The sequence below is a fragment of the Streptomyces sp. NBC_01465 genome, from assembly GCF_036227325.1.
Classification (GTDB): domain Bacteria; phylum Actinomycetota; class Actinomycetes; order Streptomycetales; family Streptomycetaceae; genus Streptomyces.
In genome coordinates, this window is sequence record NZ_CP109467.1 from 5,541,090 (window position 1) to 5,565,097 (window position 24,008).

Here is a 24,008-nt window from a genome sequence, read left to right on the forward strand (position 1 = left end):
GCGAGCGGTCACGGGTGCATCCGCGCGCCCTTGAGCGCCTTGTCCACCGCGTTGCGCGGCCCGTGCACCGCGATCCCCACCAGGTCGAGGTGGTCCCTGCCCACGGCCCGTACCGCCGCACGGTTGTCGGCGTCGTGGCCCGTGGCGAACAGGTCCGAGGTGAAGACCGACACCGGGAGCCCGCGGCCGAGGGCCTTGGCGTGCGCGGCGGTCAGCGTCTCCTTCGAGCCCTCGAAGACCAGGACCGGCTGGCGGAACATCGGAAGGTACGCGGTGTCGTCGGCGTCCGCGTACGGCTCGCCGATCACCTCGGGGATCACCGTGCCCAGGCCGCTGACCAGGAAGGCGGTGACGTTCAGCCGCTGCCACGTCTCCAGGTCGTCCCGGAGCAGCACGGCGATCTTGGTGTCGAAACGGACGGGGGCGGAGCCGGTGGCGTTGTCGGTGGTCATGTACTGAGACTGCCGAACGCCCCTTCCCGCCGTCTTGTACGTTCTTTGCATGGTGGCCCGGCAGGAGATCTCCGCATGGCGCCCCCCGGTCGCGGGTGTCGTCGAGGTCTTCCATGCCCACTTCACCGAGCACGCCTACCCGATGCACGTCCACGACGCCTGGACCCTGCTGATCGTCGACGACGGGGCCGTCCGCTACGACCTGGACCGCCACGAGCACGGCACCCCCGGCGACACCGTCTCCCTGCTCCCGCCGCAGGTCCCGCACAACGGCTCGCCCGCGACCCCGGACGGCTTCCGCAAGCGGGTCATCTACCTGGACCTGTCGGTGCTCGGCGCGGACCTCATCGGCCCCGCGGTCGACGGCCCCGATCTCGTCGATCCCGTACTGCGGCAGCGCATCGCCCAGTTGCACACCGCCCTCGCCGTACGCGGCGACGAGCTGGAGGCGGAGAGCCGGCTGGCGTTCATCGGGGAGCGGCTGCGCGGGCACCTCAGGACCGGGCTCGCCCCCGCGGCGGATGCGGCGGACCGAGGTGTCGCCCGCCGCCTCCGTGAACTCCTCGACGCACGGCTGGTCGACGGGGTCACCCTGGAGGAGGCCGCGCGGACCGTGCACGCCGATCCGACCCATCTCGTACGGGCCTTCAGCGGCGCCTTCGGGATCGCCCCGCACCAGTACCTGACGTCCCGCCGAGTCGACCGGGCCCGCCGCCTGCTCCTCGACGGGCGGCCCGTGGGGGACGTCGCGGCAGCCACCGGCTTCTACGACCAGTCGCACCTGACCCGCCACTTCAAGCGCGTCGTGGGCATCGCCCCCGGCCGCTACGCCCGTACCGGAGCCCGTCAGTTCAGCATGGCCCGCGCCGACCTGGCCCGGCCCCTGATCACCTCGGCCGTCGCCGGCTCGACCTCCGCCACCACGTCCGCGTAGTCCTCCAGCTCCGCCGCCCCGCGCAGGAAGTCACCGCGCTGGACCAGGAGTTGAGCGTGCTCGTAGCGCAGGCGCGCAGGATGGGACGGCAGCAGCAGGGAGAGCTCCACCGCCCAGAGCTGGACGTCCGAGCGCTCGGGTCGGGTCGCCGCCCAGGCACGGATGTTGTTGAGGATGCGCAGGACGATGTCGAGCGGTTCGGCCGGGGCCAGCATCGAGGGCTCCAGCGGGGCGCCCGTCGCGCCCGCCACCAGCAGGCCCGCGTCCTGGCCGGTCAGCAGCCGCCCGCCGTCGAACGGGTCGACCAGGACCAGATCGTCGGGGGCGCCGAAGCCGACCACAAAATGACCCGGGAGGGCCACCCCGTACACCGGTGCGCCCGCACGCCGCGCCACCTCGATCCAGACGACGGAGAGCAGGATCGGCAGTCCCCGGCGGCGGCGCAGCACCTGGTGCAGGAGCGAGGAGCCGAGGCGCTGGTAGTCGCCGGGAGCGCCCCTGAACCCCCCTGCCGTGCCCAGGAGTTCGCCCAGCGCGACCGCCCAGGAGCGGGCGCCGGAGACCCCGAAGGGCAACAGGCCCGCCAGCCGGTCGAGTTCGATCTGGGCGGCGTCGATGCCCGCCTGCCCGAAGCCGGGATCGGCCTGGGTTCCGATGAGCAGACAGAGCTGCGCGAGGTCGGGACGCTCCGCACGTGCCTCGTCGGCGAACTCCCGCCGCCAATCGGCCTGTTCGGGGGTGTCGGGGGATTCCTCGCGCATATCTGCCTCGTACCCGGCTAGAGGGACCGGAAGTGGTGGTAGGAGTGGTGGGTCTCGAATCCCATGCGGTCGTAGAGGGCACGGGCCCCGCTGTTGTCCTCCTCCACCTGCAGCCACGCCGCCGAGGCGCCCTCCTCCAGGGCGCGCCGGGCGAGCGCCGCCATCACGGCGGTCGCAAGACCCTGGCGGCGCGCGGCCGGATCGACCTCGATCGCCATGAACCCGGCCCAGCGGCCGTCGACCACACAACGGCCGATCGCAGCGGGAGTACCGCCTTCGGCGGCGGGCACGGTGGCGAACCAGGTGGAAGGACCGCTGCCGATCACTTTGAGAACCTCTGGACCCGGAGTCCCGAACCGCTTGTAGCGCGAGAGCCACGCCTCGTCGACGGCGCGCGAGAGCGCGACCCGTGAGACGTCCGCATCGAGGTCGCCGATCGGCGCGAGCGCGGCGATCCGTACGAGCGCGCTGACTTCGCTCGACCAGCCGTGCTCCGCGAGCTCGGCGGCGAGGAGCTCCTGGGTGCCCTCGCTGCCCATGGCCAGCTGGATGTACGCGGGCAGGTCCCGGGCGGCGTACCACTCACGTACGTGACGGAGCGCCTCGGGCAGCGGACGCCCCGGGTCCCCCAGCGGCAGCACGGAGTTCGCACGCCGCGTGAATCCCGCGGCGGCCCGCAGTTCCCACTCGCCCAGCGGCTCGCTCTCGACCGGCTGCCAGGCGCGCGCCGTCACCCGCGCCAGCTCGGGGAATCCGGCGGAAGGACCCCTGCGGCGCGCCGGAGCGGCCGGTACGCTCTTGCCCGCCACCAGCGACGATTCGGAAACCCGGACCGATTCGCCGGACTTGCGTGTGATCGACAGCACACCGTCGTTCCAGGATGTGAGAACACCCACCGTGTCGGTGAACTTCTCACCTCCGTCGGGGTTGTCGGTGAACTGCCTGACCGATACGCGTTTTCCCACGTCATCAGGTGTAATTCGGACTTCAAGCCGTCCGCCGGTGGTGAATTCCACAGCTCTCTCCGCCCCTCCTGTTCGGATCGTGCCCAGGAACGGAGATACTAGGGGCGGGCATCGACGACGCCGCGCTCCCGCGCAGAGCAGCCCTACCGAGGAGGAACGACAGCGTGACTTACGTCATCGCGCAGCCTTGTGTCGACGTCAAGGACAAGGCGTGCATCGAGGAGTGCCCCGTCGACTGCATCTACGAGGGCTCCAGGTCCTTGTACATCCACCCGGACGAATGCGTCGACTGCGGAGCCTGTGAGCCGGTCTGTCCCGTGGAAGCGATCTTCTACGAGGACGACACCCCGGAGGAGTGGAAGGACTACTACAAGGCGAACGTCGAGTACTTCGACGAGCTCGGCTCGCCCGGTGGTGCCTCCAAGCTCGGCCTGATCGAGCGCGACCACCCCTTCATCGCAGCGCTGCCGCCGCAGAACCAGCCCGGCTGAGCTGACATCGCCCAGGGTCCCGTACGGCTTGCGCGCCGTGCGGGGCTCTGGTGTTTCCCCGTACGACAGCGAAAGTGAGCACCCCCGTGAGCAGCGCAGTCTCCTCGCGTCTCCCCGTCTTCCCCTGGGACAAGCTCGAGCCGTACAAGGCGACGGCCAAGGCCCACCCGGACGGCATCGTCGACCTGTCGGTCGGCACGCCCGTCGACCCGGTCCCCGCCGTCATCCAGAAAGCGCTGATCGCGGCCGCCGACTCGCCGGGCTATCCGACGGTGTGGGGGACCACGGAGCTGCGGGACGCGATCACCGGCTGGTGCGAGAAGCGGCTGGGCGCGGTCGACGTGCGCCACACGAACGTGCTGCCGATCGTCGGCTCCAAGGAGCTGGTGGCGTGGCTGCCGACGCAACTGGGTCTCGGCGCGGGCGACAAGGTGGCCTACCCGCGACTCGCGTACCCGACGTACGAGGTCGGCGCGCGGCTCTGCGGCGCGGAGGCCGTGGTCTACGACGACCCGACCGAGCTCGACCCCACCGACCTCAAGCTGCTCTGGCTCAACTCGCCCTCGAATCCGACCGGTCGGGTCCTGTCCAAGGACGAGCTCGTACGGATCGTGGCGTGGGCCCGCGAGCACGGCGTCCTCATCGCGAGCGACGAGTGCTACCTGGAGCTGGGCTGGGAGGCCGACCCGGTCTCGGTCCTGCACCCGGACGTCTGCGGCGGTACGTACGAGGGCCTGCTCGCCGTTCACTCGCTCTCCAAGCGCTCCAACTTCGCGGGCTACCGGCTGGCGTTCCTGGCCGGTGACGCGGAGATCGTCGGCGAGCTGCTGCAGATCCGCAAGCACGGCGGCATGATGACCGCCGCCCCCGTACAGGCCGCCGCCGCGGCCGCGCTGAACGACGACGCGCATGTGCAGGAGCAGCGGGCGCGGTACGCGGCCCGGCGGACCGTGCTGCGTACGGCACTTGAGGCGCACGGCTTCCGCATCGAGCACAGCGAGGCGAGCCTCTACCTCTGGGCGACGCGCGGCGAGGGCTGCTGGGACACCGTGGCGCACCTCGCGGAGCTGGGCATCCTGGTCGCGCCGGGGGACTTCTACGGCGAGGCGGGCGCGGAGTTCGTACGGGTGGCGCTGACGGCCACCGACGAGCGCGTGGAGGCCGCGGTGAAGCGGCTGGGCTAGCGCCCGCCCGCTCTCGTACCCGTACACGTACACGGGAAAGGGCCCCGGGAGTTCGTGCTCCCGGGGCCCTCTCCCGTACTCAGGGGGCTGTTCAGCCGAGCGGCAGGCCCGAGACCGGCAGCGAGCCCGTGGAGGGCAGACCGCTGACCGGGAGGCCGCCACCGGTGGGCAGGCCGCCGACCGGAAGGCCGCCGTCCGTCGCCGACTTGGTGGTCTCGCCGAGGATGTCGGCGGCGCTGCCCGCGGCGTCACCGGCGGCCTTCTGGGCGGCGGGGGTCGCGGTCTTGCCCGCCTTGCCGAGGGTCTTGCCCGCGGTCGGGACGGCCTTCTTCACGGCCTTGCTGCCGGCGTCGCCCGCCAGCCCGGTGGCCTTCTGGGCGGCACCGTCGACGGTGTCACCGAGGCCGCCGCCGTCCAGGGCGGTCAGACCGCCCAGGTTCGGGGCCTGCGGAAGGTCCACGGCGCTTGCGGAGCCGGCCGCCGCGACCACGGGGGCTGCGCTCGCCGCGAGGAGCAGTGCGGCACGGGCGATCCGACGGGTCAGGGGGAGGGACATGATGCTCCTTGGTACGGGAGGGAACTGAGGACACTGCGGTTCGTGGCGTCCTGTCGACCGGACGCCATGACAACAGCCGGAAGGGCGGGGGAGGTTGCGGTCCGGCAACGTAAAGAGTTTGCAATGCGTCGCATTATCGACCGCGGATAAAAACGGGCAAATGATCCACAACGAGGGGTGCTGTCGGACCGTCAGATCCCTTTGCCCGCAAGGGAATTGGCGATTACGGGCGCGGTGTTCCGAGAGCCCTCCGCGGGGCCTTGCGGGCAGGGCGGGAGTGCCACCGCCGAGTGACGCACCGGATCTCTGACCGAGTGCTATTTCGACAGGGTGAGGCGTACGCCGTCCGACTTCGTGTCCGTCGTGTGCCAGTCATTCCCCGACTGACCCGCGGTCCACTCCCGCCCGGCGTAGGAGACCCGTTCGATCCGCAGCTCGGACGAGTGAGCCACGGCCCAGTGCGCGAGCTCCCAGCCGCGCTGCGTCCGCTGCGGACCGCCCGTGGACTCCGTCGACGCCGCCACGACCGTCGAGGCCACCGGGAGGACGAGCACCGGACCGCTGCCCGCGTCCCGGTTCGTGGGCAGCACGCCGGGCCCGAAGTCCCGGGCCAGCTCGGTCCGTACCTTCGCCGCGTCCCCGGGCGTCGCGCCCTTCGCCGCCGAGCAGGTCACGGCCGCCTGGGTCCGTCCTGTGAGGGCGGCGGAGAGCAGTGCGGCATCGGGCTCGTGCTTGGCATACGCCTGCGGGAAACCGCTGCGCTGGACGCGCTGGGCGGCGACGGTCAGGGGGAGGCGCGAGTAGCCGGGGACCTTGGCGAGGTGGTCGTAGAACTTCCCGGCCGCGTACACCGGATCGGTGATCTGCTTCGCCGTCCCCCAGCCCTGCGAGGGCCGCTGCTGGAAGAGGCCGAGCGAGTCCCGGTCGCCGTGGTTCAGATTGCGCAGCCCCGACTCCTGGAGCGCGGTGGCGAGCGCGATGGTCACGGCCCGCTCGGGCATCCCGCGGGTGGTGCCGACCGCGGAGATCGTCGCGGCGTTGACCGCCTGCTCCGGACTCATCCGGTAGCTGTCCCCGTCGGCCGAGGTCACCGTGCAGCGGGGGGCGCCGCCGCCTCCGGTCTCGTACTGCGCGACCAGATAACCGGCGACACCGAGCAGCACGGCGACGGCGGCTCCGATACGCAGGAGGCGGCCGCGACGGGGGAGGGAGGCGGTCTTGGACACGCGGACCACCGTACTGGAGCCCGAGATATCGTCGAAGCCATGACCGAAACCCCGCTCGACCTCACCCTGGACGCCCCGGCGCTGACCGCCTGGCTCGTCGACTTCCCCTCGGTGAGCGGCACCGAGAAGCCCCTGGCCGACGCGGTCGAGCAGGCGCTGCGCACCCTCCCGCACCTGACCGTCGACCGGTACGGCAACAACGTCGTGGCCCGTACGAACCTGGGCCGCGCCGAGCGTGTCATCCTCGCGGGCCACCTCGACACCGTGCCGATCGCGGACAACGTCCCCTCGCACCTGGACGAGGACGGCATGCTCTGGGGCTGCGGCTCCTGCGACATGAAGTCGGGCCTGGCGGTCCAGCTGCGTATCGCGGCGACGGTCCCCGAGCCCAACCGCGACCTCACCTTCGTCTTCTACGACAACGAAGAGGTCGCCGCCGACCTCAACGGCCTGGGCAAGGTCGTCGAGGCACACCCCGACTGGATCAAGGGCGACTTCGCGGTCGTACTCGAATCCTCCGACCTGGAGGTCGAGGGCGGCTGCCAGGGCACCCTGCGGGTCCTGCTGAAGACCAAGGGCGAGCGCGCGCACTCGGCGCGCGGCTGGATGGGCTCCAACGCGATCCACACCGCGGCACCGATCCTGGCGAAGCTCGCGTCGTACGAGGCGAGGTGGCCGGTGATCGAGGGCCTGGAGTACCGCGAGGGCCTCAACGCGGTCGGCATCGAGGGCGGCGAGGCGAAGAACGTCATCCCCGACTCCTGCACGGTCACCGTCAACTTCCGTTACGCACCGGACCGTACCGCCGAGGACGCGCTCGCGCACGTCCGCGAGGTCTTCGCCGACTGCGACATCGACGAGTTCATCGTCGACGACCACTCGGGCGCCGCCATGCCGGGCCTCACCCAGCCGGCCGCCAAGGCGTTCATCGAAGCGGTCGGCGGCACCCCGCGCCCCAAGTTCGGCTGGACGGACGTGGCGCGCTTCGGCTCGCTCGGCATCCCGGCCGTGAACTACGGCCCGGGCAACCCGCTGCTCGCCCACAAGCGCGACGAGCGGGTCAAGGCGTCGCTGATCGCCGAGTGCGAGACGCGACTCCACGCCTGGCTGACGGCATAAGTTTCGCTGTTCGTAACGCCCCTCCGCCTACGCTGACCTGACACGCACAGCGGAGGGAGCACGACATGGACAACCCCGAGGGAGCGAAGGCCCTGGACGAGCAGCGGCTCGGCCCGGTGGTACGCCGCCGGGAGCAGGTCCAGCCGGGCACGACCGATCAGCGGCTGCTCGACTCCGAGGGCGACTCCGAGTGGGTGCACACCGACCCCTGGAGGGTCATGCGCATCCAGTCGGAGTTCGTGGAGGGCTTCGGCGCACTGGCCGAACTGCCCAGCGCCATCAGCGTCTTCGGCTCGGCGCGCACGCCCGCGGACTCACCGGAGTACGAGGCGGGCGTACGCATCGGCCGCGCCCTGGTCGACGCGGGCTTCGCGGTGATCACGGGCGGCGGCCCCGGCGCGATGGAGGCGGCGAACAAGGGGGCCAGGGAGGCCAAGGGCGTCTCGGTGGGCCTCGGCATCGAGCTCCCCTTCGAGCAGGGGCTGAACCCGCACGTCGACATCGGCGTGAACTTCCGCTACTTCTTCGTCCGCAAGACGATGTTCGTGAAGTACGCACAGGGCTTCGTGGTCCTGCCGGGCGGCCTCGGCACCCTGGACGAACTCTTCGAGGCCCTGACGCTGGTCCAGACGAGGAAGGTCACCCGCTTCCCGATCGTGCTGTTCGGCACGGAGTACTGGAGCGGGCTCGTGGACTGGCTCCGGGACACGGTGATCGCCCAGGGCAAGGCGTCGGAGAAGGACCTGCTGCTGTTCCACGTGACGGACGACGTGGACGAGGCGGTAGCCCTGGTCACGAAGGAAACGTCCAAGTAGGACGCGCCGGACGCTACGCCCCCCGGCTGTGGGCAGTCGTTCCGCAGGGCGGAACGGGTGGGCACAGCCGGGACGCGGACCGCCGAACCCGCCCCGGGCAGGCGGCCCCGCTGCGCCTACGCGAGCCCGCGCCGGGCAACGGCCGGGGGGCGAAGTCCAGCGATCGACGCCACCATGTCCAGCACCTGCCGCGTCTCGGCGACCTCGTGCACCCGATACACCTGCGCCCCCAGCCAAGCCGAAACCGCAGTCGTGGCGAGCGTCCCGATGACCCGCTCCTTCACCGGCTTGTCGAGCGTCTCCCCGACGAAGTCCTTGTTCGACAGGGACACCAGCACCGGCCACCCCGTCTCCGTCATCTCCCCGAGCCGCCGCGTCGCCTCCAGTGAATGCCGCGTGTTCTTCCCGAAGTCATGACCGGGGTCGATCATGATCCCGTCCCGCCGCACCCCGAGCTCCACGGCCCGCTCGGCCAGCCCCACGGTGACGCGCAGGATGTCCGCCATCACGTCGTCGTACGTCACCCGGTGCGGCCGCGTCCGCGGCTCGGCGCCGCCCGCGTGCGTGCACACCAGACCCGCCCCGAACCGCGCAGCCACCTCGGCCAGCTTCGGATCGACGCCGCCCCAGGCGTCGTTGAGCACATCGGCGCCCGCCTCGCAGACCGCGGCCCCCACGTCGTGCCGCCAGGTGTCGACGCTGATCACCACGTCCGGGTGGCGCCGCCGTACCTCCGCGACGAAGCCGACCGTGCGCCGCGCCTCCTCCTGTGCCGAGACCTCCTCGCCGGGACCGGCCTTGACCCCGCCGATGTCGATGATCGCAGCCCCCTCCGACACCGCCTGCTCCACGCGGGCGAGCGCGGGCTCGTCGCGGAAGGTGGCTCCCTGGTCGTAGAAGGAGTCCGGAGTCCGGTTGACGATCGCCATGATCACCGGCTCCTGTGCGCTGAATTCGCGCCGTCCCAACCGCAACATTCGCCGTACCTTCCCTCGCATCCGGTCGCCTGCGACCTTAACTCTCAGCTCCGCATGGCACGATCGGCACCGGACGGTTTCGGATCCCGGGGAGATACGCGTGTTCTGGTTCTTGCTGATCGCGATGGTGGTGGTGGTCGCCGCGGTGACGCTCGCGGTGGTCGGCGGCGGCGACGGCGGAAGTGACGGCGGAGGCGACGGCCATGTGGGCGGCGACGGAACGGTGCTGCCCGACGTGGCGCCCGAGCGGCTCACCGACCCGCTGCCCGAGCACCGCCCGGTCGGCCGCGCCGACATCGAGGAGCTGCGGCTCCCGATGGAGGTGCGCGGCTACCGCATGGCCGACGTGGACGACGTACTGAGCAGGCTCGGAGCGGAGCTCGCCGAGCGCGACGCCCGTATCGCCGAGCTGGAGGCGGCCCTCGCGGGGGCGCGCACGGGCCGGATGTCCCCACAGGAGCCGCAGCAGTGAGCGACGCGGTCGCGGGCTCCGACGGGCGGCTGCGCTGCCCCTGGGGGCTGTCCGCAGAGGACTACGTCGCGTACCACGACACCGAGTGGGGCCGGCCGGTCCACGGCGACGACGCGCTCTTCGAGCGGCTCTGTCTGGAGGCCTTCCAGTCGGGTCTGTCCTGGATCACGATCCTGCGCCGCCGCGAGGGCTTCCGCAAAGCCTTCGCGGGCTTCGAGATCGCGGCGGTCGCCCGCTTCACCGAGGCGGACGCCGAGCGCCTGCTCGCCGACCCCGGGATCATCCGCAACCGCGCCAAGATCGCGGCGACCCTCGCCAACGCGAAGGTGCTCGGCGGCTGGGGGAGCGGCGAACTGGACGAGCTGATCTGGTCGTACGCACCCGACCAGAGCGCCCGCCCTGCCCCCCGCGCCCTGTCCGACGTACCGGCGATCACGGCCGAGTCCACGGCCCTCGCCAAGGAGCTGAAGAAGCGCGGCCTGCGCTTCGTGGGGCCGACCACGGCCTACGCCCTGATGCAGGCGTGCGGCCTGGTCGACGACCACCTGGCGGACTGCTTCGTCCGCGCTTCCCGCTAACGCCCCAGGTACTTCGGCTTCTCCTTGTTCACGAAGGCCTGGACGGCGATCGCGTGGTCCTCGGAGGCTCCGGCGATGGTCTGCAGCTCGTCCTCCCTGTCGAGGGTCTGGCTGAGCGTGTGCCCGGCGCCGTACGCCAGGGACCTCTTGATCGCGGCGTACGCGACCGTCGGGCCCGCGGCGAGGGCGCGCGCCACGGCGGCCGCCTCGGAGGCGAGGTCGGCCGACGGTACGAGCTTGTTCACGATGCCCAGCTCGTACGCCTCCTGCGCGGTGATCGAGCGCGGGAAGAGCAGCAGGTCGGCGGCGCGGCTCTGGCCGATCAGGCGCGGCAGCGTCCACGAAACGCCCGAGTCCGCGGTGAGTGCGACACCCGCGAAGGAGGTCGTGAACTTCGCGGTGTCGGCGACCACCCGGTAGTCGGCGGCGAGCGCGAAACCGAGACCGGCGCCCGCGGCGACGCCGTTGACGCCGGCGACGACGGGCTTGGGCATCTGGGTCAGGGCGCGCACGATCGGGTTGTAGTGCTCGCGCACGGTGTTCATGGTCCGCCCGGTCCCGGCCTCGCGGTCGGCGGCGAGGAGCCCGATGTGCTCCTTGAGGTCCTGGCCTACGCAGAAGGCGCGGTCACCGGCGGAGGTCAGCAGTACGGCCCGTACGGCATCGTCCGAGGCCGCGGCCTGCACCGCGTCGCGAAGGGCGACCTTCGTCACGATGTTCATCGCGTTCATGGCCTCGGGCCGGTTGATCGTGATCGTCGCGAGTCCGTCCGCCACCTCGTACAGCACGGTGTCCGCCATGGGGCCCCTCCAAAGTTACTGAGTCGTCGTCACTGCTCAGCATGGCGGAGATCATCGACGCTGCGCATGTGACCTGCGTCAAACAATTACGGCCCTTACATGCGGTCAAGGCGGCGAAGTATCGCAGCAGGATCGCCGAATTGAGTGGTTTTGAGGGAGCGCGTTGCGCAAGCGATGCGGACTGATGTTGGTCATCGGGTCCTGCGATGCGGGATAATGGCTTGGAAGCAATGTGTTCGATGCCGGTGACACCTGGGTTGTCGGCTGCGATGAGCTGGTTTCAGGAAGGGGAAACAGCATGGCGGCCATGAAGCCGCGGACGGGCGACGGCCCGCTCGAGGTGACCAAGGAGGGGCGGGGCATCGTCATGCGCGTTCCGCTCGAAGGCGGCGGTCGGCTTGTCGTCGAGCTGACTCCGGACGAGGCCGACGCGCTCGGCGACGCGCTGAAGAAGGTCGTCGGCTGACGTTCCGAAGCCAAACTTTTCGCTGCCCCCGGCCGAGCTGGCCGGGGGCAGCGCTGTTTGTTTCTCATGCCCACCCGCACGTGCAAGCCCACATCGGGCAAACTCAAGCCCCTCCGGCGATTGAGGAGCGGGGTCCGGGGCGGAGCCCCGGGGACGGGGCCGCACCGCTCAGCCCCGTCGGACCGCGCAGAGCAACCCGTCGCCGACCGGCAGCAGCGAAGGCAACAGCTCCTGGCTCTCGCGGACCGCGCGCAGCAGCTCGCGCAGATGCAGTACCTCCGCCGGCTGATGCGCGGAGTCGACCGTGCGGCCGTCCGCGAAGACACCCTCGAAGCAGACCAGACCGCCCGGTCGCAGCAGGCGCAACGATTCAGCGAGCACATCCAGCGACTCGAGCCGGTCGCCGTCCACGAAAACCAGGTCGTACCCGCCGTCGGCGAGCCGCGGCAGTACGTCCAGCGCCCGCCCCGGGATGAACCGGGCCCGGTTGCCCGCGAAGCCGGCCGCCCGGAACGCCTGGCGGGCGAAGCCCTGCCGCTCCGGCTCCGGATCCACCGTGGTCAGAACACCGTCGCGCCGCATCCCCTGCAGCAGATAGATCCCCGAGACGCCCGTCCCCGTGCCGATCTCGGCGACGGACTTCGCCCCCGCCGTCGCGGCCAGCAGTCGCAGCGCGGCGCCGGTTCCCGGTGACACCGAGGGCAGCCCTGAGTCGCGGGCCCGGTCCCGGGCCCAGCGCAGGGCTTCGTCCTCGGCGACAAAGGCGTCGGCGAACGCCCAGCTCGTCTGCCGGTTGGCGGTAATGGCCCTCTCCTGTCCCCGTAGTTGACGCAGAGTTGACTGTATCCGCTGCACCCGGGAACCCGCAGATGGGACCGGGCGTTATGAGGGGGCAGGGGGGATGGTCATGAACGAGGAATCCGGCAATCAGTCTTATCCGGAGCTAACGGGCGAGGTGGCTATGGTAGGGGCTCCACTGGACACCACCAGAGCCGACAGGGGAGGTGCGGCTGCGCCTGTGGATCGGGGAGGAGTGCTGCGGCGCTTTCTCAGGTCGGCGGGTGAGCCGAAATCCGTGACCAACATTGCTGCCGACAGCTCTGCTACGGCCCAGACCGCGACGTTCACCTCGGACGCCGATGCGCAGGCATGGACTCCGCCCACGTGGGAGGAGATCGTCAGCACGCACAGCGGCCGGGTGTACCGCCTCGCCTACCGTCTGACCGGCAACCAGCACGACGCCGAGGACCTCACCCAGGAAGTCTTCGTCCGCGTCTTCCGCTCGCTGTCGACGTACACGCCCGGCACGTTCGAGGGCTGGCTCCACCGCATCACCACGAACCTCTTCCTGGACATGGTCCGCCGCAAGCAGCGCATCCGCTTCGACGCGCTCGGCGACGATGCGGCCGAGCGGCTGCCCAGCCGCGAGCCGTCCCCGCAGCAGGTGTTCAACGACACCCACTTCGACGCGGACGTGCAGCACGCGCTGGACACGCTGGCCCCGGAGTTCCGTGCCGCCGTCGTCCTCTGCGACATCGAGGGGCTGAGCTACGAGGAGATCGCGGCCACCCTCGGAGTGAAGCTCGGCACCGTCCGCAGCCGGATCCACCGCGGCCGCTCACATCTGCGCAAGGCACTGCAGCACCGTTCGCCGGAGGCCCGCCGGGCCGAGCAGCGTGCGCTGGCCGGGGTGACCTCCGGCTCTTCCGGGGTGGGTGGAGAGGACGGGGCCGCGTGAGTGGATCCGGTCCGACCCCTGCCGAGCAGCACCTCGGCGACCGCCTCGCCGCCCTCGTCGACGGTGAGCTGAACCACGACGTGCGCGAGCGGGTCCTGTCCCATCTCGCGAGCTGTCCCAAATGCAAGGCCGAGGCCGACGCACAGCGCCGCCTCAAGAGCGTGTTCGCCGAGACCGCACCGCCACCGCCCTCCGAGGGACTGCTCGCGCGCCTGCAGGGGCTGCCCGGCGGACCCGGAGGTGACGACACGGGGCGCGGCGGATCAGGCCCCTTCGGCGGGGGAAGATTCGCCGACGGTGTCTACGGACTGACTTCTTCTTCCCGGGGGTTCCCCCCGGACCCCCGTGAGTCCTTTGGTTACGTCCCCGCCAGACCCCACCCGGCAGCCGCAGCGGGCTTCCCGATCCACCCCGTCGGCCGCCAGGACACCGACCGCTCCTCGTTCTCCTCGCGGCGCAGGTTCGCCTTCGCCGCCGCCAGTGCGGTCTCGCTGGCCGCGATCGCGCTCGGCGGCGCCATGCCGAACGGAGCGCCCACAGGCGCCACTTCGGCCGGTGCGCAGGGCGGCGGCACCGCAGCCCCGCAGCAGTCGGGCGGTCAGGCCGTGGTGGGTACGGAAATCCTCCGGCGCCAGGGCGGTGGAGCCGCCTCCGTGCCGACGAGCGAGGAGGAGAGCCGTCCGCCGGTCACCGCGACGAGTACGTCCTCGGTCGTGGCGCTCTCCGCGCCCGTCGTGTCGACGGGCCCGCTGCGGGCCCCCCTCTCGCATCCGCTCTCGGCGGCGCTGCTCACCGGTTCCTCGCTGCCGCCCCTGATACCGGCGACCGCATCAACACCCCCCGTGACACCGAGTCCCGGCGTCACTCCGGCAGCCACCCAGCTTGCCGGGGCTCCGCAGCTGACCCGGCACTGACAACCTGGTTGAATCCCAGCAGGGGTGCCTCCACGGGGCACGCAGGATCTGGGGCGGGTGCGGGACGAGCATGGACGACGGGAAGCCCACGGGGCCGAAGGCGAAGTGGTGGAGCCGGCCCGAGCACCGGCACGTGCTCGATCCGGCAGGCCCCGTGGCCGATGTGCCACCGCAGCCGGCACCGGCCCCGGTGCCGGAGCGCCCCGCACCCGAGGACAGCCCCTCCGGCCGTCCGCAGCCGCTGCACGCACCCGACCCGTACAGCACACCGCCTTACGGCGGCCCCGGCCCCTGGGCCCCCGCGCCGCCCGTGCAGCGGCCGGTGCCCACCCCCGCGGCGGGCACACCGATCCCGGGGCCCGCGCCCGAGTTCGTACCTCCGCAGCCGCCTCCCTCGCAGTGGCTGAACTACGACCCCTGGGCCGCCCGGCCCCTGCCCCCGCCGCCCGCGCCGCGCAGACGCAGGGGCGGGATCGTGTTCGCCGTGCTGCTGGCGCTGGTCACCGGTGTGGTGGGCGGCGGCGTCGGCGCGTACATCGAGCGTAACGACGGGATCGCCCCGGACGTGAAGCTCCCGCAGGCGGCCAAGGAGGCCCCGGGCCGGGCACCCGACAGCGTGGCGGGGATCGCCGCCAGCGCGCTGCCCGGTGTGGTCACCCTGCATGTGAAGGGGGCCACCGAACAGGGCACCGGCACCGGATTCGTCCTCGACCGCGAGGGTCACATCCTCACCAACAACCATGTGGTGGCGCCCGCCGCCGGGTCCGGAGAGATCTCCGTCACCTTCAGCGGCGGCGAGGTCGCCCAGGCCAAGGTCGTGGGCAAGGACAGCGGTTACGACCTCGCCGTCGTCCAGGTCACCGGCGTCTCCGGCCTCAAGCCGCTGCCCCTCGGCAACTCCGACAACGTCCAGGTCGGCGACCCCGTGGTGGCCATCGGCGCCCCCTTCGACCTCTCCAACACCGTGACCTCCGGCATCATCAGCGCCAAGGGGCGCCCCATCACGGCGGGCGGCGAGAAGGGCGACGGCAGCGACATCAGCTATGTCGACGCCCTGCAGACCGACGCCCCCATCAACCCGGGCAACTCGGGCGGCCCGCTGCTCGATTCGCGGGCCCGCGTCATCGGCATCAACAGTGCGATCCGGGCCGCCGACAACGGCTCGGGGACGACCGGCGCCCAGAGCGGCTCCATCGGCCTCGGTTTCGCGATCCCCGTCAACCAGGGCAAGCGCGTGGCCGAGGAGCTCATCAACACGGGCAGGGCGACGCACCCCGTGATCGGTGTGACGCTCGACATGCAGTTCACCGGCGACGGCGCACGCGTCGGCGACAAGGCGAAGGACGGCGGCCCGGCGGTGGCCGCAGGCGGTCCTGGTGCCAAGGCCGGGATCCTGGCGGGCGACATCATCACCGCGGTCGACGGCGCGCGCGTGCACAGCGGTGAGGAGCTCATCGTGAAGATCCGTGCGCACCGCCCCGGCGACCGGCTGAAGCTCACCGTGAACCGTTCGGGGCGCGAGACGGCCGTCGTGCTGACCCTCGGCTCGGCGAGCGGCACGTGAACGTCATCTTCTTGGCCATACAGAGGTACCGCCCTGACAGCTTGGCCGGGTACCGTGAACGGAACCCGGACCGGCCCCGACCTTCGGGCCGCGGAGCCACGAGGAGCAAGCAACGTGTTCACTGACGTAGGCCCACTTGAAATAGTGACGCTCGTTGTCCTTGCCGTGCTCGTCTTCGGTCCGGAGAAACTGCCGAAGGTCATCCAGGACGTCACGCGGACGATCCGCAAGATCCGTGAGTTCTCCGACAGCGCGAAGGAAGACATCCGCGCGGAGCTCGGCCCCGAGTTCAAGGACTTCGAGTTCGAGGACCTCAACCCGAAGAACCTGGTGCGCAAGCACCTGCTCGACGGTGACGACGACGCTCTGGGACTCAAGGAGATCCGCAGCAGCTTCGACCTCAAGAAGGAAATCACCGACATCGCGGACACGGTGACCGGCAAGGAGAGCGCCACCAGCTCCGTGGCCTCCACGCCGACCACTTCTGCCAACGGCAGCGCCACCCCTGACCTGCTGAAGAAGAGCGACAAGCCGGCCGTGGAGGAGCGCCCCCGCTTCGACGACGACGCCACCTGAGTATTCTCCATCTGGTCCGGCAGTCAGGACGCCCGAGGGGGGCGGGCCGCGCCGGACCCGATGGATCGAGGAGGCGGCCAGGCAGTGGAGACGACGAGTCAGGCAGGCCCGCGCACGGTTGACGATTACCTGCGCGCGCCTTTTCCCTGGTACGGACTGGACGAGGCCTTCACCGGGCCGCGCTGGCTGATGCAGGTCGGCACGGCTGCCGACGGCACGGTGCAGCACGGTTCCACGGGGCACGGGGACGAGCCCTCGTCCGTACGGACCGCCGACAGCGGCCCGGAGCGCGAGCGCTTCGCCGTCGTGGTGACGGTGGCGTCCAGCCCGCTGCGGCGCAGCGGCGACGGCACGGGCGTGCTGGAGGCCACCTCGGTCTCCTCGGCGGCCTGGCTGGCCGGTTCGGGGCTGCTCGCCTACACCTGGCCGGCGCAGATGGACCACACCCTGCGCGACGACTGGCTGGACCAGCAGACGGAGACCGCGTTCGAGCTGGCCGACGACCTCGGCGGGCCCGAGTGGTCCTCGCTGTCGCTGCCGGTGGACGGCGTCGCGACCCGGTTCGCCTACCGGGAGTCGGAGTTCGGCTGGGTCCTCGCCGGCTCGACGGAGGGCGGGGTCCCGCTCGGTGCGTACGGTCGCGGCATGTCGGCGTACGGGCTCGGGTTCTCCGTGGTGAAGGACATCAGCGTTTACGCGTAGCGCGGCCGGAGCGTTGAACGGCCCGCACCGTGTGCCCTGAGGTACTAGGGCAAGGTGCGGGCCGGTGGTCGGTTGTGCCCACCCTTCCCCAAGCTCTCGGCTCCGCTCGAGCAGGGGAGACCCCACTCGCCGTGCGGAACGCCTGCCCACAACCGTGCAGCTAGAACTTGTTGCGCGGCGTGACGCCCAGCGACATTCCCGCCAGGCCCCGCTGACGGCTGCTCAGCTTGCCCGCGATCGCGCGCAGCGCCGCGCCCGCCGGGGAGTCCGGGTCCGTCAGGACGACCGGCTTGCCCTCGTCGCCGCCCTCGCGCAGCCGCAGGTCGATCGGGATCGAGCCGAGCACCGGGACCGTGGCGCCCGTCGTCTTCGTCAGACCGTCGGCGACCTTCTGGCCGCCGCCCGTGCCGAAGACGTCGACCATCTCGTCGCAGTGCGGGCACGGCATGCCCGACATGTTCTCGACGACGCCCACGATCTTCTGGTGCGTCTGTACGGCGATCGAGCCGGCGCGCTCGGCCACCTCGGCCGCCGCCTGCTGAGGCGTCGTCACCACGAGGATCTCGGCGTTCGGGACGAGCTGCGCGACCGAGATCGCGATGTCGCCCGTGCCCGGCGGCAGGTCGAGCAGCAGGACGTCCAGGTCGCCCCAGTACACGTCCGCCAGGAACTGCTGCAGCGCGCGGTGCAGCATCGGTCCGCGCCACACCACCGGCGAGTTGCCCGGGGTGAACATCCCGATCGAGATGACCTTCACGCCGTTCGCGGACGGCGGCATGATCATGTTCTCGACCTGGGTGGGCTTGCCGTCCACGCCCAGCATGCGCGGCACGCTGTGACCGTAGATGTCCGCGTCCACGACGCCGACCTTCAGCCCGTCGGCGGCCAGCGCGGCCGCCAGGTTCACGGTCACCGAGGACTTGCCGACACCGCCCTTGCCGGAGGCGACCGCGTACACCCGGGTCAGCGAGCCGGGCTTGGCGAAGGGCACCTCGCGCTCGGCGGTTCCGCCGCGCAGCGAGGTCGCGAGGTCCTTGCGCTGCTCGTCGCTCATCACGTCGAGTTCGACGGAGACCGAGGTGACGCCCTCGACGCGGGCCACCGCGTCCTTCACATTGCTGGTGATCGTCTCGCGCATCGGGCAGCCGGAGACGGTCAGGTACACCGTGACAGCGACCGCACCGTCCGCGCCGATGTCGATCGATTTCACCATGCCGAGCTCGGTGATCGGTCGGTGGATCTCGGGGTCGTTCACTGTCGCCAGTGCCTCAAGCACCGCGTCTTCCGTAGCCATGACCCCGATGTTACGGCGCGCACACCCACCTCAGGAAAGGGCGGTCAGCGGTCGCCTTCGTCACGTGGCCCCGAGGGCTCGTACGGGAATACGCTGCGCTGCTTGTCCAGCTCCCTGACCAGGTCCTGGAGTTCGGAACGGATCCAGTCGCGGGTGGCGACCTCGCCCAGACCCATGCGCAGCGAGGCGATCTCCCGGGTCAGATACTCGGTGTCGGCGATCGAGCGCTCGTTCTGCTTGCGGTCCTGCTCCAGGTTGACGCGGTCGCGGTCGTCCTGGCGGTTCTGCGCGAGGAGGATCAGCGGGGCCGCGTACGACGCCTGCAGCGACAGCACCAGCGTCAGGAAGATGAAGGGGAACGGGTCGAACCGCCAGGCGTCCGGCGCCAGGGTGTTCCACACCACCCACACCACGATCACCACCGTCATCCAGACGATGAAGCGCCCCGTCCCCAGGAAGCGCGCGACCTGCTCCGAGAGCCGCCCGAAGGACTCCGGGTCGTACTCGGGCAGGAACCGCCGCCGTGGTGCGCGCGGCTGGTCCAGACGGCCCCTGGGGGTCGGCTCAGCGCCCATCGTGAGCCTCCTCGCCATGGGTGTCGCCGCCGTGGAAGTCCCGCTCGCGCCAGTCGTCGGGCAGCAGATGGTCGAGTACGTCGTCGACGGTGACGACCCCGAGCAGCGACCCGTTCGCGTCCACGACCGGCGCCGAGACCATGTTGTACGCCGCGAGATAGCTGGTCAGCGCGGGCAGCGGGGTGTCCGGCGGCAGCGACGGCAGATCGGTGTCCGCGATGGAGCCGACCAGGGTGAACGGCGGGTCGCGCAGCAGCCGCTGGAAGTGCACGGTGCCCAGGTACTTGCCGGTGGGCGTCTCGTACGGCGGCCGGCAGACGTACACCTGCGCCGCCAGCGACGGCGACAGGTCCTGCTGGCGCACCCGGGCGAGCGCGTCGGCGACCGTCGCGTCGGGGCGCAGCACGATCGGCTCGGTCGTCATCAGACCGCCCGCGGTCCGCTCCTCGTAGGAGAGCAGCCGGCGCACGTCGGCGGCGTCGTCGGGCTGCATCAGCGTCAGCAGCCGCTCCTTGTCCTCCTCGGGCAGCTCGCTCAGCAGGTCGGCCGCGTCGTCCGGGTCCATCGCCTCCAGGACGTCGGCTGCCCGCTCCTCCTTGAGCTTGCCGATGATCTCCACCTGGTCGTCCTCGGGGAGCTCCTCCAGGACGTCGGCGAGCCGGTCGTCGTCGAGGACCGCGGCCACCTCGGCGCGCCGCTTGGGGGAGAGGTGGTGCAGGACGTTGGCGAGGTCGGCGGGGCGCAGCTGCTCGTACGTGGCGACCAGCGACTCCGCGCCCTGGCTGTCCTCCTCCAGGGAGAAGCCGGTGACGGCCGACCACTCGACGGTCAGCGTCTCGCCCTTGCGGCGGAGTGCTCCGCCCTTTCCCTTGCGTACGAAGACCTTGTCGATCTCCCAGTCGCGGCGGGCGGGCAGCTGCTGAATCGATACGTCGAGGACGGTGACCTCCTCGTCCCCTTCGACCAGCCGCACCCGCCGGTCGAGGAGTTCGCCGAGGACGAGGCGTTCGGTGGGGCGCTGCTCGAAGCGGCGCATGTTCACCACGCCGGTGGTGATGAGCTGGCCGGTCTCGACGCCCGTCACCCGGGTCAGGGGCAGGAAGATCCGCCGCCGGGTGACCACTTCCACGACCAGGCCCAGCATCCGGGGCGGGCGGTTGCCGACGCGGAGCATCGCCACGAGGTCGCGGACACGCCCGACCTGATCGCCGTTGGGGTCGAAGACCGCGACGCCGGAGAGGTGGGAGACGAAGACCCTCGGGGCGCCTGCTGCCATGGAGCGCGTCTCCTTCTGCCCAGGTCCGCCGTGCGATTCAGGGTTCAGGCTAGCCCGTGGCGGGCGACGGCGCCTTTGAGGGGCGTCCGTACGGCTCTCTGGCGATGAACGTAGGCCGCACGGGTACGCTGCGGTCTGCTGTTGAGGACACCCGCATGAGAGGCAGTGCGCCAGTGGCTGCATTCCCCCACGTCTCCCGAGCCCGTCGAGCCGCGCTCGCCGGGGCGGTGTGCGCCGGTCTGGCCGCATCGCTCACCGCCTGCGGCAGCGAGGACCCGGACGCCGGGACCAATGGCGTCGGCAAGCTCTCCGCGCAGGAGATCGAGACGAAGGCGCGTACGGCCGTGGACGGCGCGCAGGCGGTACGGCTGTCGGGGACGCTGGTCAGCAAGGGCGGCTCGTACAAGCTGAACATGAAGCTCAAGGCGGACGGCGGCACCGGCTCCGTCACCTCGAAGAACAGCACCTTCGCCCTGCTGCGGGTCGGCGACGCGCTCTATGTGAAGGCCGACGCGGGCTTCTGGGACCAGGCGGACGGCAAGAGCGGGGCGACGGCCGCGGACAAGCTCGACTCGAAGTACGTGAAGGTGCCGCAGGGCGACCCCGCGTACCAGCAGTTCCGCGGCTTCACCGAGATGAGCGCGCTCCTGGACGGGCTGCTGGGACTGCACGGCACGCTCAACAAGGGCGACCGGACGACGGTCGGCGGGATCCGGACCGTGCGGATCACCGGCGGCGACTCGGGCGAGGGCGGCACGCTGGACGTCTCGCTGAAGGGGACCCCGTACCCGCTGCGGTTCGAGCGGGCCGGTGGCGCGGGGGTCCTTCAACTCGCCGACTGGGACAAGGACTTCACGCTGACCGAGCCCGGCAAGGACGACACGGTCGACTACGGCCGCCAGCTCCCGAAGACGTGATCAGCGCTTACGGCGCTTGAAGAGCAGCGAGGGAAGCGCGGCGGGGACGGGCTGCCGTGTGGTCGCGGAGGTGGCGGCCGGCGCGGTGGCCAGGGACCCCTCGGGCATCTCGGTCCGTACGGCGGTCGGCTCCAGCCGTACGATCCGGCACTCGCGCGCCCAGCGCTCCACCATCCGCTCGCCGTCGGGGGCGTTGAGCCGCTTGCCCTTGAGCTCGGCGACGGCGGTGTCCCAGGCCTCGCTGCCCGGCGTGACCTCGGTGACGGCGGCGGTCCAGACGACGAGCCGCCCGCCCTTGTCCTTGCTGCGCACGGTGACCTCGGCGCTCCCGCCGTCCACGAGCCCCTCCAGGGGCTGTTCGCCGGGACCGTCCCCGAGGAGGAGGGCGGCCCCGTCGAGCCATACGTGCCAGAGCGCGCGGGCCGCCCCGGTGCCCTGCACCCAGATCAGCCCGGACTTCTTGGTGGCCTCTTCGGCGAGGGCCCGCGTGAGCAGCGACTCGGTCATGGGGTCAGGGTACGGGCCGCTGCTTCGGGCCTCTTCAGAGCCAGCCGTTCCGCTTCAGCGTGCGGTGGATCGCCAGACAGATGCCGACGATCCCCGCCATCGCCACCGGGTACCCGTACTGCGAGTGCAGCTCCGGCATGTGCTCGAAGTTCATCCCGTACACGCCGGTGATCATCGTGGGGACGGCGATGATCGCCGCCCACGCCGTGATCTTCCGCATGTCCTCGTTCTGCGCGACCGTCGCCTGCGCCAGGTTGGCCTGCAGGATCGAGTTGAGCAGCTCGTCGAAGCCGATCACCTGCTCCTGCACCCGCGCCAGGTGGTCCGCCACGTCACGGAAGTACTTCTGGATGTCGGGGTCGATCAGCCGCATCGGCCGCTCGCTGAGCAGCTGCAGCGGCCGCAGCAGCGGTGAGACGGCCCGCTTGAATTCGAGGACCTCGCGCTTGAGCTGGTAGATACGGCCCGCGTCCGTACCGCGCGAAGTGCCCTTCGCCGGCTCGGAGAAGACATCGATCTCGACCTCGTCGATGTCGTCCTGCACGGCCGACGCCACCGCCAGATAGCCGTCCACGACCTGGTCGGCGATCGCGTGCAGCACCGCCGAGGGGCCCTTCGCGAGCAGCTCGGGCTCCGACTGCATGCGGTGGCGCAGCGCCCGCAGCGAGCCCTGGCCGCCGTGCCGGACCGTGATGACGAAGTCCCGGCCGGTGAAGCACATCACCTCGCCGGTCTCGACGACCTCGCTGGTCGCGGTGAGCTCGGCGTGCTCGACGTAGTGGATGGTCTTGAAGACGGTGAAGAGCGTGTCGTCGTACCGCTCCAGCTTGGGCCGCTGGTGTGCGTGGACCGCGTCCTCGACGGCCAGCGGGTGGAGCCCGAACTCGGCGGCGATACCGGAGAATTCGGCCTCGGTCGGCTCGTGCAGCCCGATCCAGGTGAAGCCTCCGACGTCCCGCACCCGGTGCTGCGCCGCACGCGGTGTGAGGCAGGCGTCGCCGTCGACGCGCACTCCCTCTCGGTAAACAGCACAGTCGACGACCGCGCTGCTGGCGGAGGGGTCGCGGGTGGAGTCGTAGTTGCTGTACGGGGCGTTGCTCTTGCGCACGGACGGACGGACCGCTGCGCGCAGGTCACGGATCATCGACATGGCAGGCTCCTTCACGGAGGGGCCGTCGGCGACGGTGGCACTGCCCGGAATGGGGACGTTTCTGCGTGACGTCCGCAAAGCGGGCGGTACCGCATCATCGCGGATGGCGGCGTTCGCTACAGACACAGACAAAGCAAGATGAAGTGCTCTTCCGGCGTGCGAAGTGCCCAGTCTCAAAACCGGGAGGGCCGGGGCCCTGATCTCGGGTCAGAGAGAAAGCAGATGAAGTGCGGAAGAGCGGCATGTACTGCCCGGTCGACTCGGATCTCGATCCATCGCAGTCCCACCTCCTCCGGCCGGTCCCCCGTAGGGGACGAACGATGCTGCCCTGACCAGCGGCCAAGAGTATCAGCCGACTACAGGGCCAACCCCGCTCTTTGCCCGTTCCATACGCGCTTTATGCTCGCGACCATGGACGAAGTTCTTGCTCTGGTCGAAGCCCGGCTGCGCTCGGCGCTGGGCGAACCGGACGCCCGTGCCGCGGTGACCTTCCTCGGCACCGACCGCATCGAGGTCCTCCGGTTCGTCGACGGCGATGTGGTGCGCTACGCCACCCTCGGTATGTCCGCCCAGCCGATGGCGGATCCGACCGCCGCGCTCGCCGACCCGGTGAAGGGCCCGCGCGCCGAACTGGTCCTCTCGGTGCGGGCCGGTCTCGCAGACACCGACAAGGTGCTCAGGCCGCTCGCCGTACTGGCCGCGTCCCCGCAGGTCGAGGGCGTGATCGTGGCCCCGGGTGCCTCGCTCGAAGTCGGCGACCCGCTCTGGCCGGGGGCTCCGTTCAGTTCCGTACTCGTGGCGGAGCCGGGCGGTCTGGTCGAGGACCTCGACCTCGACGACCCGATGGACCCCGTCCACTTCCTGCCGCTCCTGCCGATGACGCCCAACGAGGCGGCGTGGAAGCGGGTGCACGGCGGCCAGGAGCTCCAGGAGCGCTGGCTGGCACACGGAACGGACCTGCGCGATCCGCTGCGCAGGTCCGTAACTCTCGACTGAATC

The 24,008-nt window shown here is 70.9% G+C and carries 29 protein-coding genes; 16 read left to right on the plus strand and 13 right to left on the minus strand.

Annotated elements, in window-relative coordinates; genetic code table 11:
• Positions 1-8: 8 nt before the first annotated feature.
• The gene (locus tag OG707_RS26125) at positions 9-452 is read right to left on the minus strand and encodes a DUF2000 domain-containing protein (protein WP_329122384.1); all 444 of its coding nucleotides are present in this window, start codon (positions 450-452) and stop codon (positions 9-11) included.
• Between the two features lie 49 nt (positions 453-501).
• On the opposite strand from OG707_RS26125, the gene OG707_RS26130 reads away from it, so the two are divergent.
• On the plus strand, positions 502-1,386 hold the full coding sequence (locus OG707_RS26130; RefSeq protein WP_329122386.1) for a helix-turn-helix domain-containing protein: 885 nt from the start codon (positions 502-504) through the stop codon (positions 1,384-1,386).
• On the opposite strand, the gene OG707_RS26135 is transcribed toward OG707_RS26130, so the two are convergent.
• Both OG707_RS26135 and OG707_RS26140 read right to left on the minus strand, forming a co-directional pair.
• A complete protein-coding gene (locus OG707_RS26135; protein ID WP_329122388.1) occupies positions 1,299-2,147 on the minus strand; it encodes a transglutaminase-like domain-containing protein in 849 nt (282 codons plus the stop codon). The genes OG707_RS26130 and OG707_RS26135 overlap by 88 nt on opposite strands.
• 17 nt (positions 2,148-2,164) lie before the next feature.
• Positions 2,165-3,163, minus strand: coding sequence for a GNAT family N-acetyltransferase (locus tag OG707_RS26140; RefSeq protein ID WP_329122390.1), 999 nt, complete (start codon positions 3,161-3,163; stop codon positions 2,165-2,167).
• 113 nt (positions 3,164-3,276) lie between these two features.
• Between OG707_RS26140 and fdxA the strand changes: the two genes are divergently transcribed.
• Positions 3,277-3,603, plus strand: coding sequence for a ferredoxin (fdxA, locus tag OG707_RS26145; RefSeq protein WP_206959293.1), 327 nt, complete (start codon positions 3,277-3,279; stop codon positions 3,601-3,603).
• An 86-nt stretch (positions 3,604-3,689) separates the two neighbouring features.
• On the plus strand, positions 3,690-4,787 hold the full coding sequence (gene dapC, locus OG707_RS26150) for a succinyldiaminopimelate transaminase (RefSeq protein WP_329122394.1): 1,098 nt from the start codon (positions 3,690-3,692) through the stop codon (positions 4,785-4,787).
• 91 nt (positions 4,788-4,878) lie between these two features.
• Here dapC and OG707_RS26155 read toward each other — a convergent pair whose 3' ends face one another.
• Positions 4,879-5,343 (minus strand): ATP-binding protein, encoded by a 465-nt coding sequence (locus OG707_RS26155; protein ID WP_329122396.1) that lies wholly within the window; start codon positions 5,341-5,343, stop codon positions 4,879-4,881.
• A gap of 317 nt (positions 5,344-5,660) precedes the next feature.
• A complete protein-coding gene (locus OG707_RS26160) occupies positions 5,661-6,569 on the minus strand; it encodes a hypothetical protein (RefSeq protein ID WP_329122398.1) in 909 nt (302 codons plus the stop codon).
• A 39-nt stretch (positions 6,570-6,608) separates the two neighbouring features.
• On the opposite strand from OG707_RS26160, the gene dapE reads away from it, so the two are divergent.
• Together dapE and OG707_RS26170 are read left to right on the plus strand one after the other, a co-directional pair.
• The gene (dapE, locus tag OG707_RS26165) at positions 6,609-7,688 is read left to right on the plus strand and encodes a succinyl-diaminopimelate desuccinylase (RefSeq protein ID WP_329122400.1); all 1,080 of its coding nucleotides are present in this window, start codon (positions 6,609-6,611) and stop codon (positions 7,686-7,688) included.
• 65 nt (positions 7,689-7,753) lie between these two features.
• A complete protein-coding gene (locus OG707_RS26170) occupies positions 7,754-8,503 on the plus strand; it encodes a TIGR00730 family Rossman fold protein (protein WP_329122401.1) in 750 nt (249 codons plus the stop codon).
• Positions 8,504-8,619: 116 nt separating this feature from the next.
• Here the strand turns inward: OG707_RS26170 and folP are convergent, their stop codons facing one another.
• Positions 8,620-9,480 (minus strand): dihydropteroate synthase, encoded by an 861-nt coding sequence (gene folP, locus OG707_RS26175; protein WP_329122402.1) that lies wholly within the window; start codon positions 9,478-9,480, stop codon positions 8,620-8,622.
• Positions 9,481-9,580: 100 nt separating this feature from the next.
• Between folP and OG707_RS26180 the strand changes: the two genes are divergently transcribed.
• Positions 9,581-9,952, plus strand: a complete 372-nt coding sequence (locus OG707_RS26180; RefSeq protein WP_443071394.1) for a hypothetical protein — start codon at positions 9,581-9,583, stop codon at positions 9,950-9,952.
• The gene (locus OG707_RS26185) at positions 9,949-10,530 is read left to right on the plus strand and encodes a DNA-3-methyladenine glycosylase I (RefSeq protein ID WP_329122404.1); all 582 of its coding nucleotides are present in this window, start codon (positions 9,949-9,951) and stop codon (positions 10,528-10,530) included. The genes OG707_RS26180 and OG707_RS26185 overlap by 4 nt, the downstream gene beginning before the upstream one ends.
• Here OG707_RS26185 and OG707_RS26190 read toward each other — a convergent pair.
• A complete protein-coding gene (locus OG707_RS26190) occupies positions 10,527-11,330 on the minus strand; it encodes an enoyl-CoA hydratase/isomerase family protein (RefSeq protein WP_329122406.1) in 804 nt (267 codons plus the stop codon). The two genes, OG707_RS26185 and OG707_RS26190, sit on opposite strands and share 4 nt — an antisense overlap.
• 41 nt (positions 11,331-11,371) lie before the next feature.
• Here OG707_RS26190 and OG707_RS26195 point away from each other — a divergent pair, with 41 nt between their 5' ends.
• Both OG707_RS26195 and OG707_RS26200 read left to right on the plus strand, forming a co-directional pair.
• A complete protein-coding gene (locus OG707_RS26195; protein WP_329122408.1) occupies positions 11,372-11,515 on the plus strand; it encodes a hypothetical protein in 144 nt (47 codons plus the stop codon).
• A 113-nt stretch (positions 11,516-11,628) separates the two neighbouring features.
• A complete protein-coding gene (locus tag OG707_RS26200; protein ID WP_003966491.1) occupies positions 11,629-11,796 on the plus strand; it encodes a DUF3117 domain-containing protein in 168 nt (55 codons plus the stop codon).
• A gap of 168 nt (positions 11,797-11,964) precedes the next feature.
• Here OG707_RS26200 and OG707_RS26205 read toward each other — a convergent pair whose 3' ends face one another.
• Entirely contained in the window at positions 11,965-12,630 is a 666-nt protein-coding gene (locus tag OG707_RS26205; protein ID WP_329127976.1) for an O-methyltransferase, read from the minus strand.
• Positions 12,631-12,757: 127 nt separating this feature from the next.
• Here OG707_RS26205 and sigE point away from each other — a divergent pair, with 127 nt between their 5' ends.
• The 5 genes from sigE (at position 12,758) to OG707_RS26230 (ending at position 17,290) form a co-directional block, all read left to right on the plus strand.
• Positions 12,758-13,534 (plus strand): RNA polymerase sigma factor SigE, encoded by a 777-nt coding sequence (gene sigE / locus OG707_RS26210; RefSeq protein WP_329122410.1) that lies wholly within the window; start codon positions 12,758-12,760, stop codon positions 13,532-13,534.
• Entirely contained in the window at positions 13,531-14,448 is a 918-nt protein-coding gene (locus OG707_RS26215; RefSeq protein WP_329122412.1) for an anti-sigma factor family protein, read from the plus strand. Before sigE ends, OG707_RS26215 begins: the two co-directional genes overlap by 4 nt.
• A 70-nt stretch (positions 14,449-14,518) precedes the next feature.
• Complete coding sequence (locus tag OG707_RS26220; RefSeq protein ID WP_329122413.1) at positions 14,519-16,012, plus strand: S1C family serine protease; 1,494 nt, start codon at positions 14,519-14,521, stop codon at positions 16,010-16,012.
• Between the two features lie 114 nt (positions 16,013-16,126).
• Positions 16,127-16,588 (plus strand): sec-independent translocase, encoded by a 462-nt coding sequence (locus OG707_RS26225; protein ID WP_329122415.1) that lies wholly within the window; start codon positions 16,127-16,129, stop codon positions 16,586-16,588.
• Positions 16,589-16,648: 60 nt separating this feature from the next.
• Positions 16,649-17,290 (plus strand): hypothetical protein, encoded by a 642-nt coding sequence (locus OG707_RS26230; protein ID WP_329122417.1) that lies wholly within the window; start codon positions 16,649-16,651, stop codon positions 17,288-17,290.
• 160 nt (positions 17,291-17,450) lie between these two features.
• Here the strand turns inward: OG707_RS26230 and OG707_RS26235 are convergent, their stop codons facing one another.
• Genes OG707_RS26235 through OG707_RS26245 form a run of 3 tightly spaced genes read right to left on the minus strand, consistent with a single transcriptional unit; the run spans position 17,451 to position 20,435 of the window.
• Positions 17,451-18,584, minus strand: coding sequence for an Mrp/NBP35 family ATP-binding protein (locus tag OG707_RS26235; protein WP_329122419.1), 1,134 nt, complete (start codon positions 18,582-18,584; stop codon positions 17,451-17,453).
• Between the two features lie 44 nt (positions 18,585-18,628).
• Positions 18,629-19,159, minus strand: a complete 531-nt coding sequence (locus tag OG707_RS26240) for a DUF1003 domain-containing protein (protein WP_329122420.1) — start codon at positions 19,157-19,159, stop codon at positions 18,629-18,631.
• Positions 19,149-20,435: a magnesium transporter MgtE N-terminal domain-containing protein gene (locus OG707_RS26245; RefSeq protein WP_329122422.1), complete on the minus strand. Its 1,287-nt coding sequence runs from the start codon at positions 20,433-20,435 to the stop codon at positions 19,149-19,151. Before OG707_RS26245 ends, OG707_RS26240 begins: the two co-directional genes overlap by 11 nt.
• Positions 20,436-20,590: 155 nt before the next feature.
• On the opposite strand from OG707_RS26245, the gene OG707_RS26250 reads away from it, so the two are divergent.
• On the plus strand, positions 20,591-21,352 hold the full coding sequence (locus OG707_RS26250) for a hypothetical protein (RefSeq protein ID WP_329122424.1): 762 nt from the start codon (positions 20,591-20,593) through the stop codon (positions 21,350-21,352).
• Here OG707_RS26250 and OG707_RS26255 read toward each other — a convergent pair whose 3' ends face one another.
• Both OG707_RS26255 and OG707_RS26260 read right to left on the minus strand, forming a co-directional pair.
• Complete coding sequence (locus OG707_RS26255; RefSeq protein WP_329122429.1) at positions 21,353-21,859, minus strand: hypothetical protein; 507 nt, start codon at positions 21,857-21,859, stop codon at positions 21,353-21,355.
• A 34-nt stretch (positions 21,860-21,893) separates the two neighbouring features.
• A complete protein-coding gene (locus OG707_RS26260) occupies positions 21,894-23,009 on the minus strand; it encodes a magnesium and cobalt transport protein CorA (RefSeq protein ID WP_329122430.1) in 1,116 nt (371 codons plus the stop codon).
• A gap of 411 nt (positions 23,010-23,420) precedes the next feature.
• Here OG707_RS26260 and OG707_RS26265 point away from each other — a divergent pair, with 411 nt between their 5' ends.
• Complete coding sequence (locus OG707_RS26265; protein ID WP_329122432.1) at positions 23,421-24,005, plus strand: suppressor of fused domain protein; 585 nt, start codon at positions 23,421-23,423, stop codon at positions 24,003-24,005.
• Positions 24,006-24,008 lie beyond the last annotated feature (3 nt).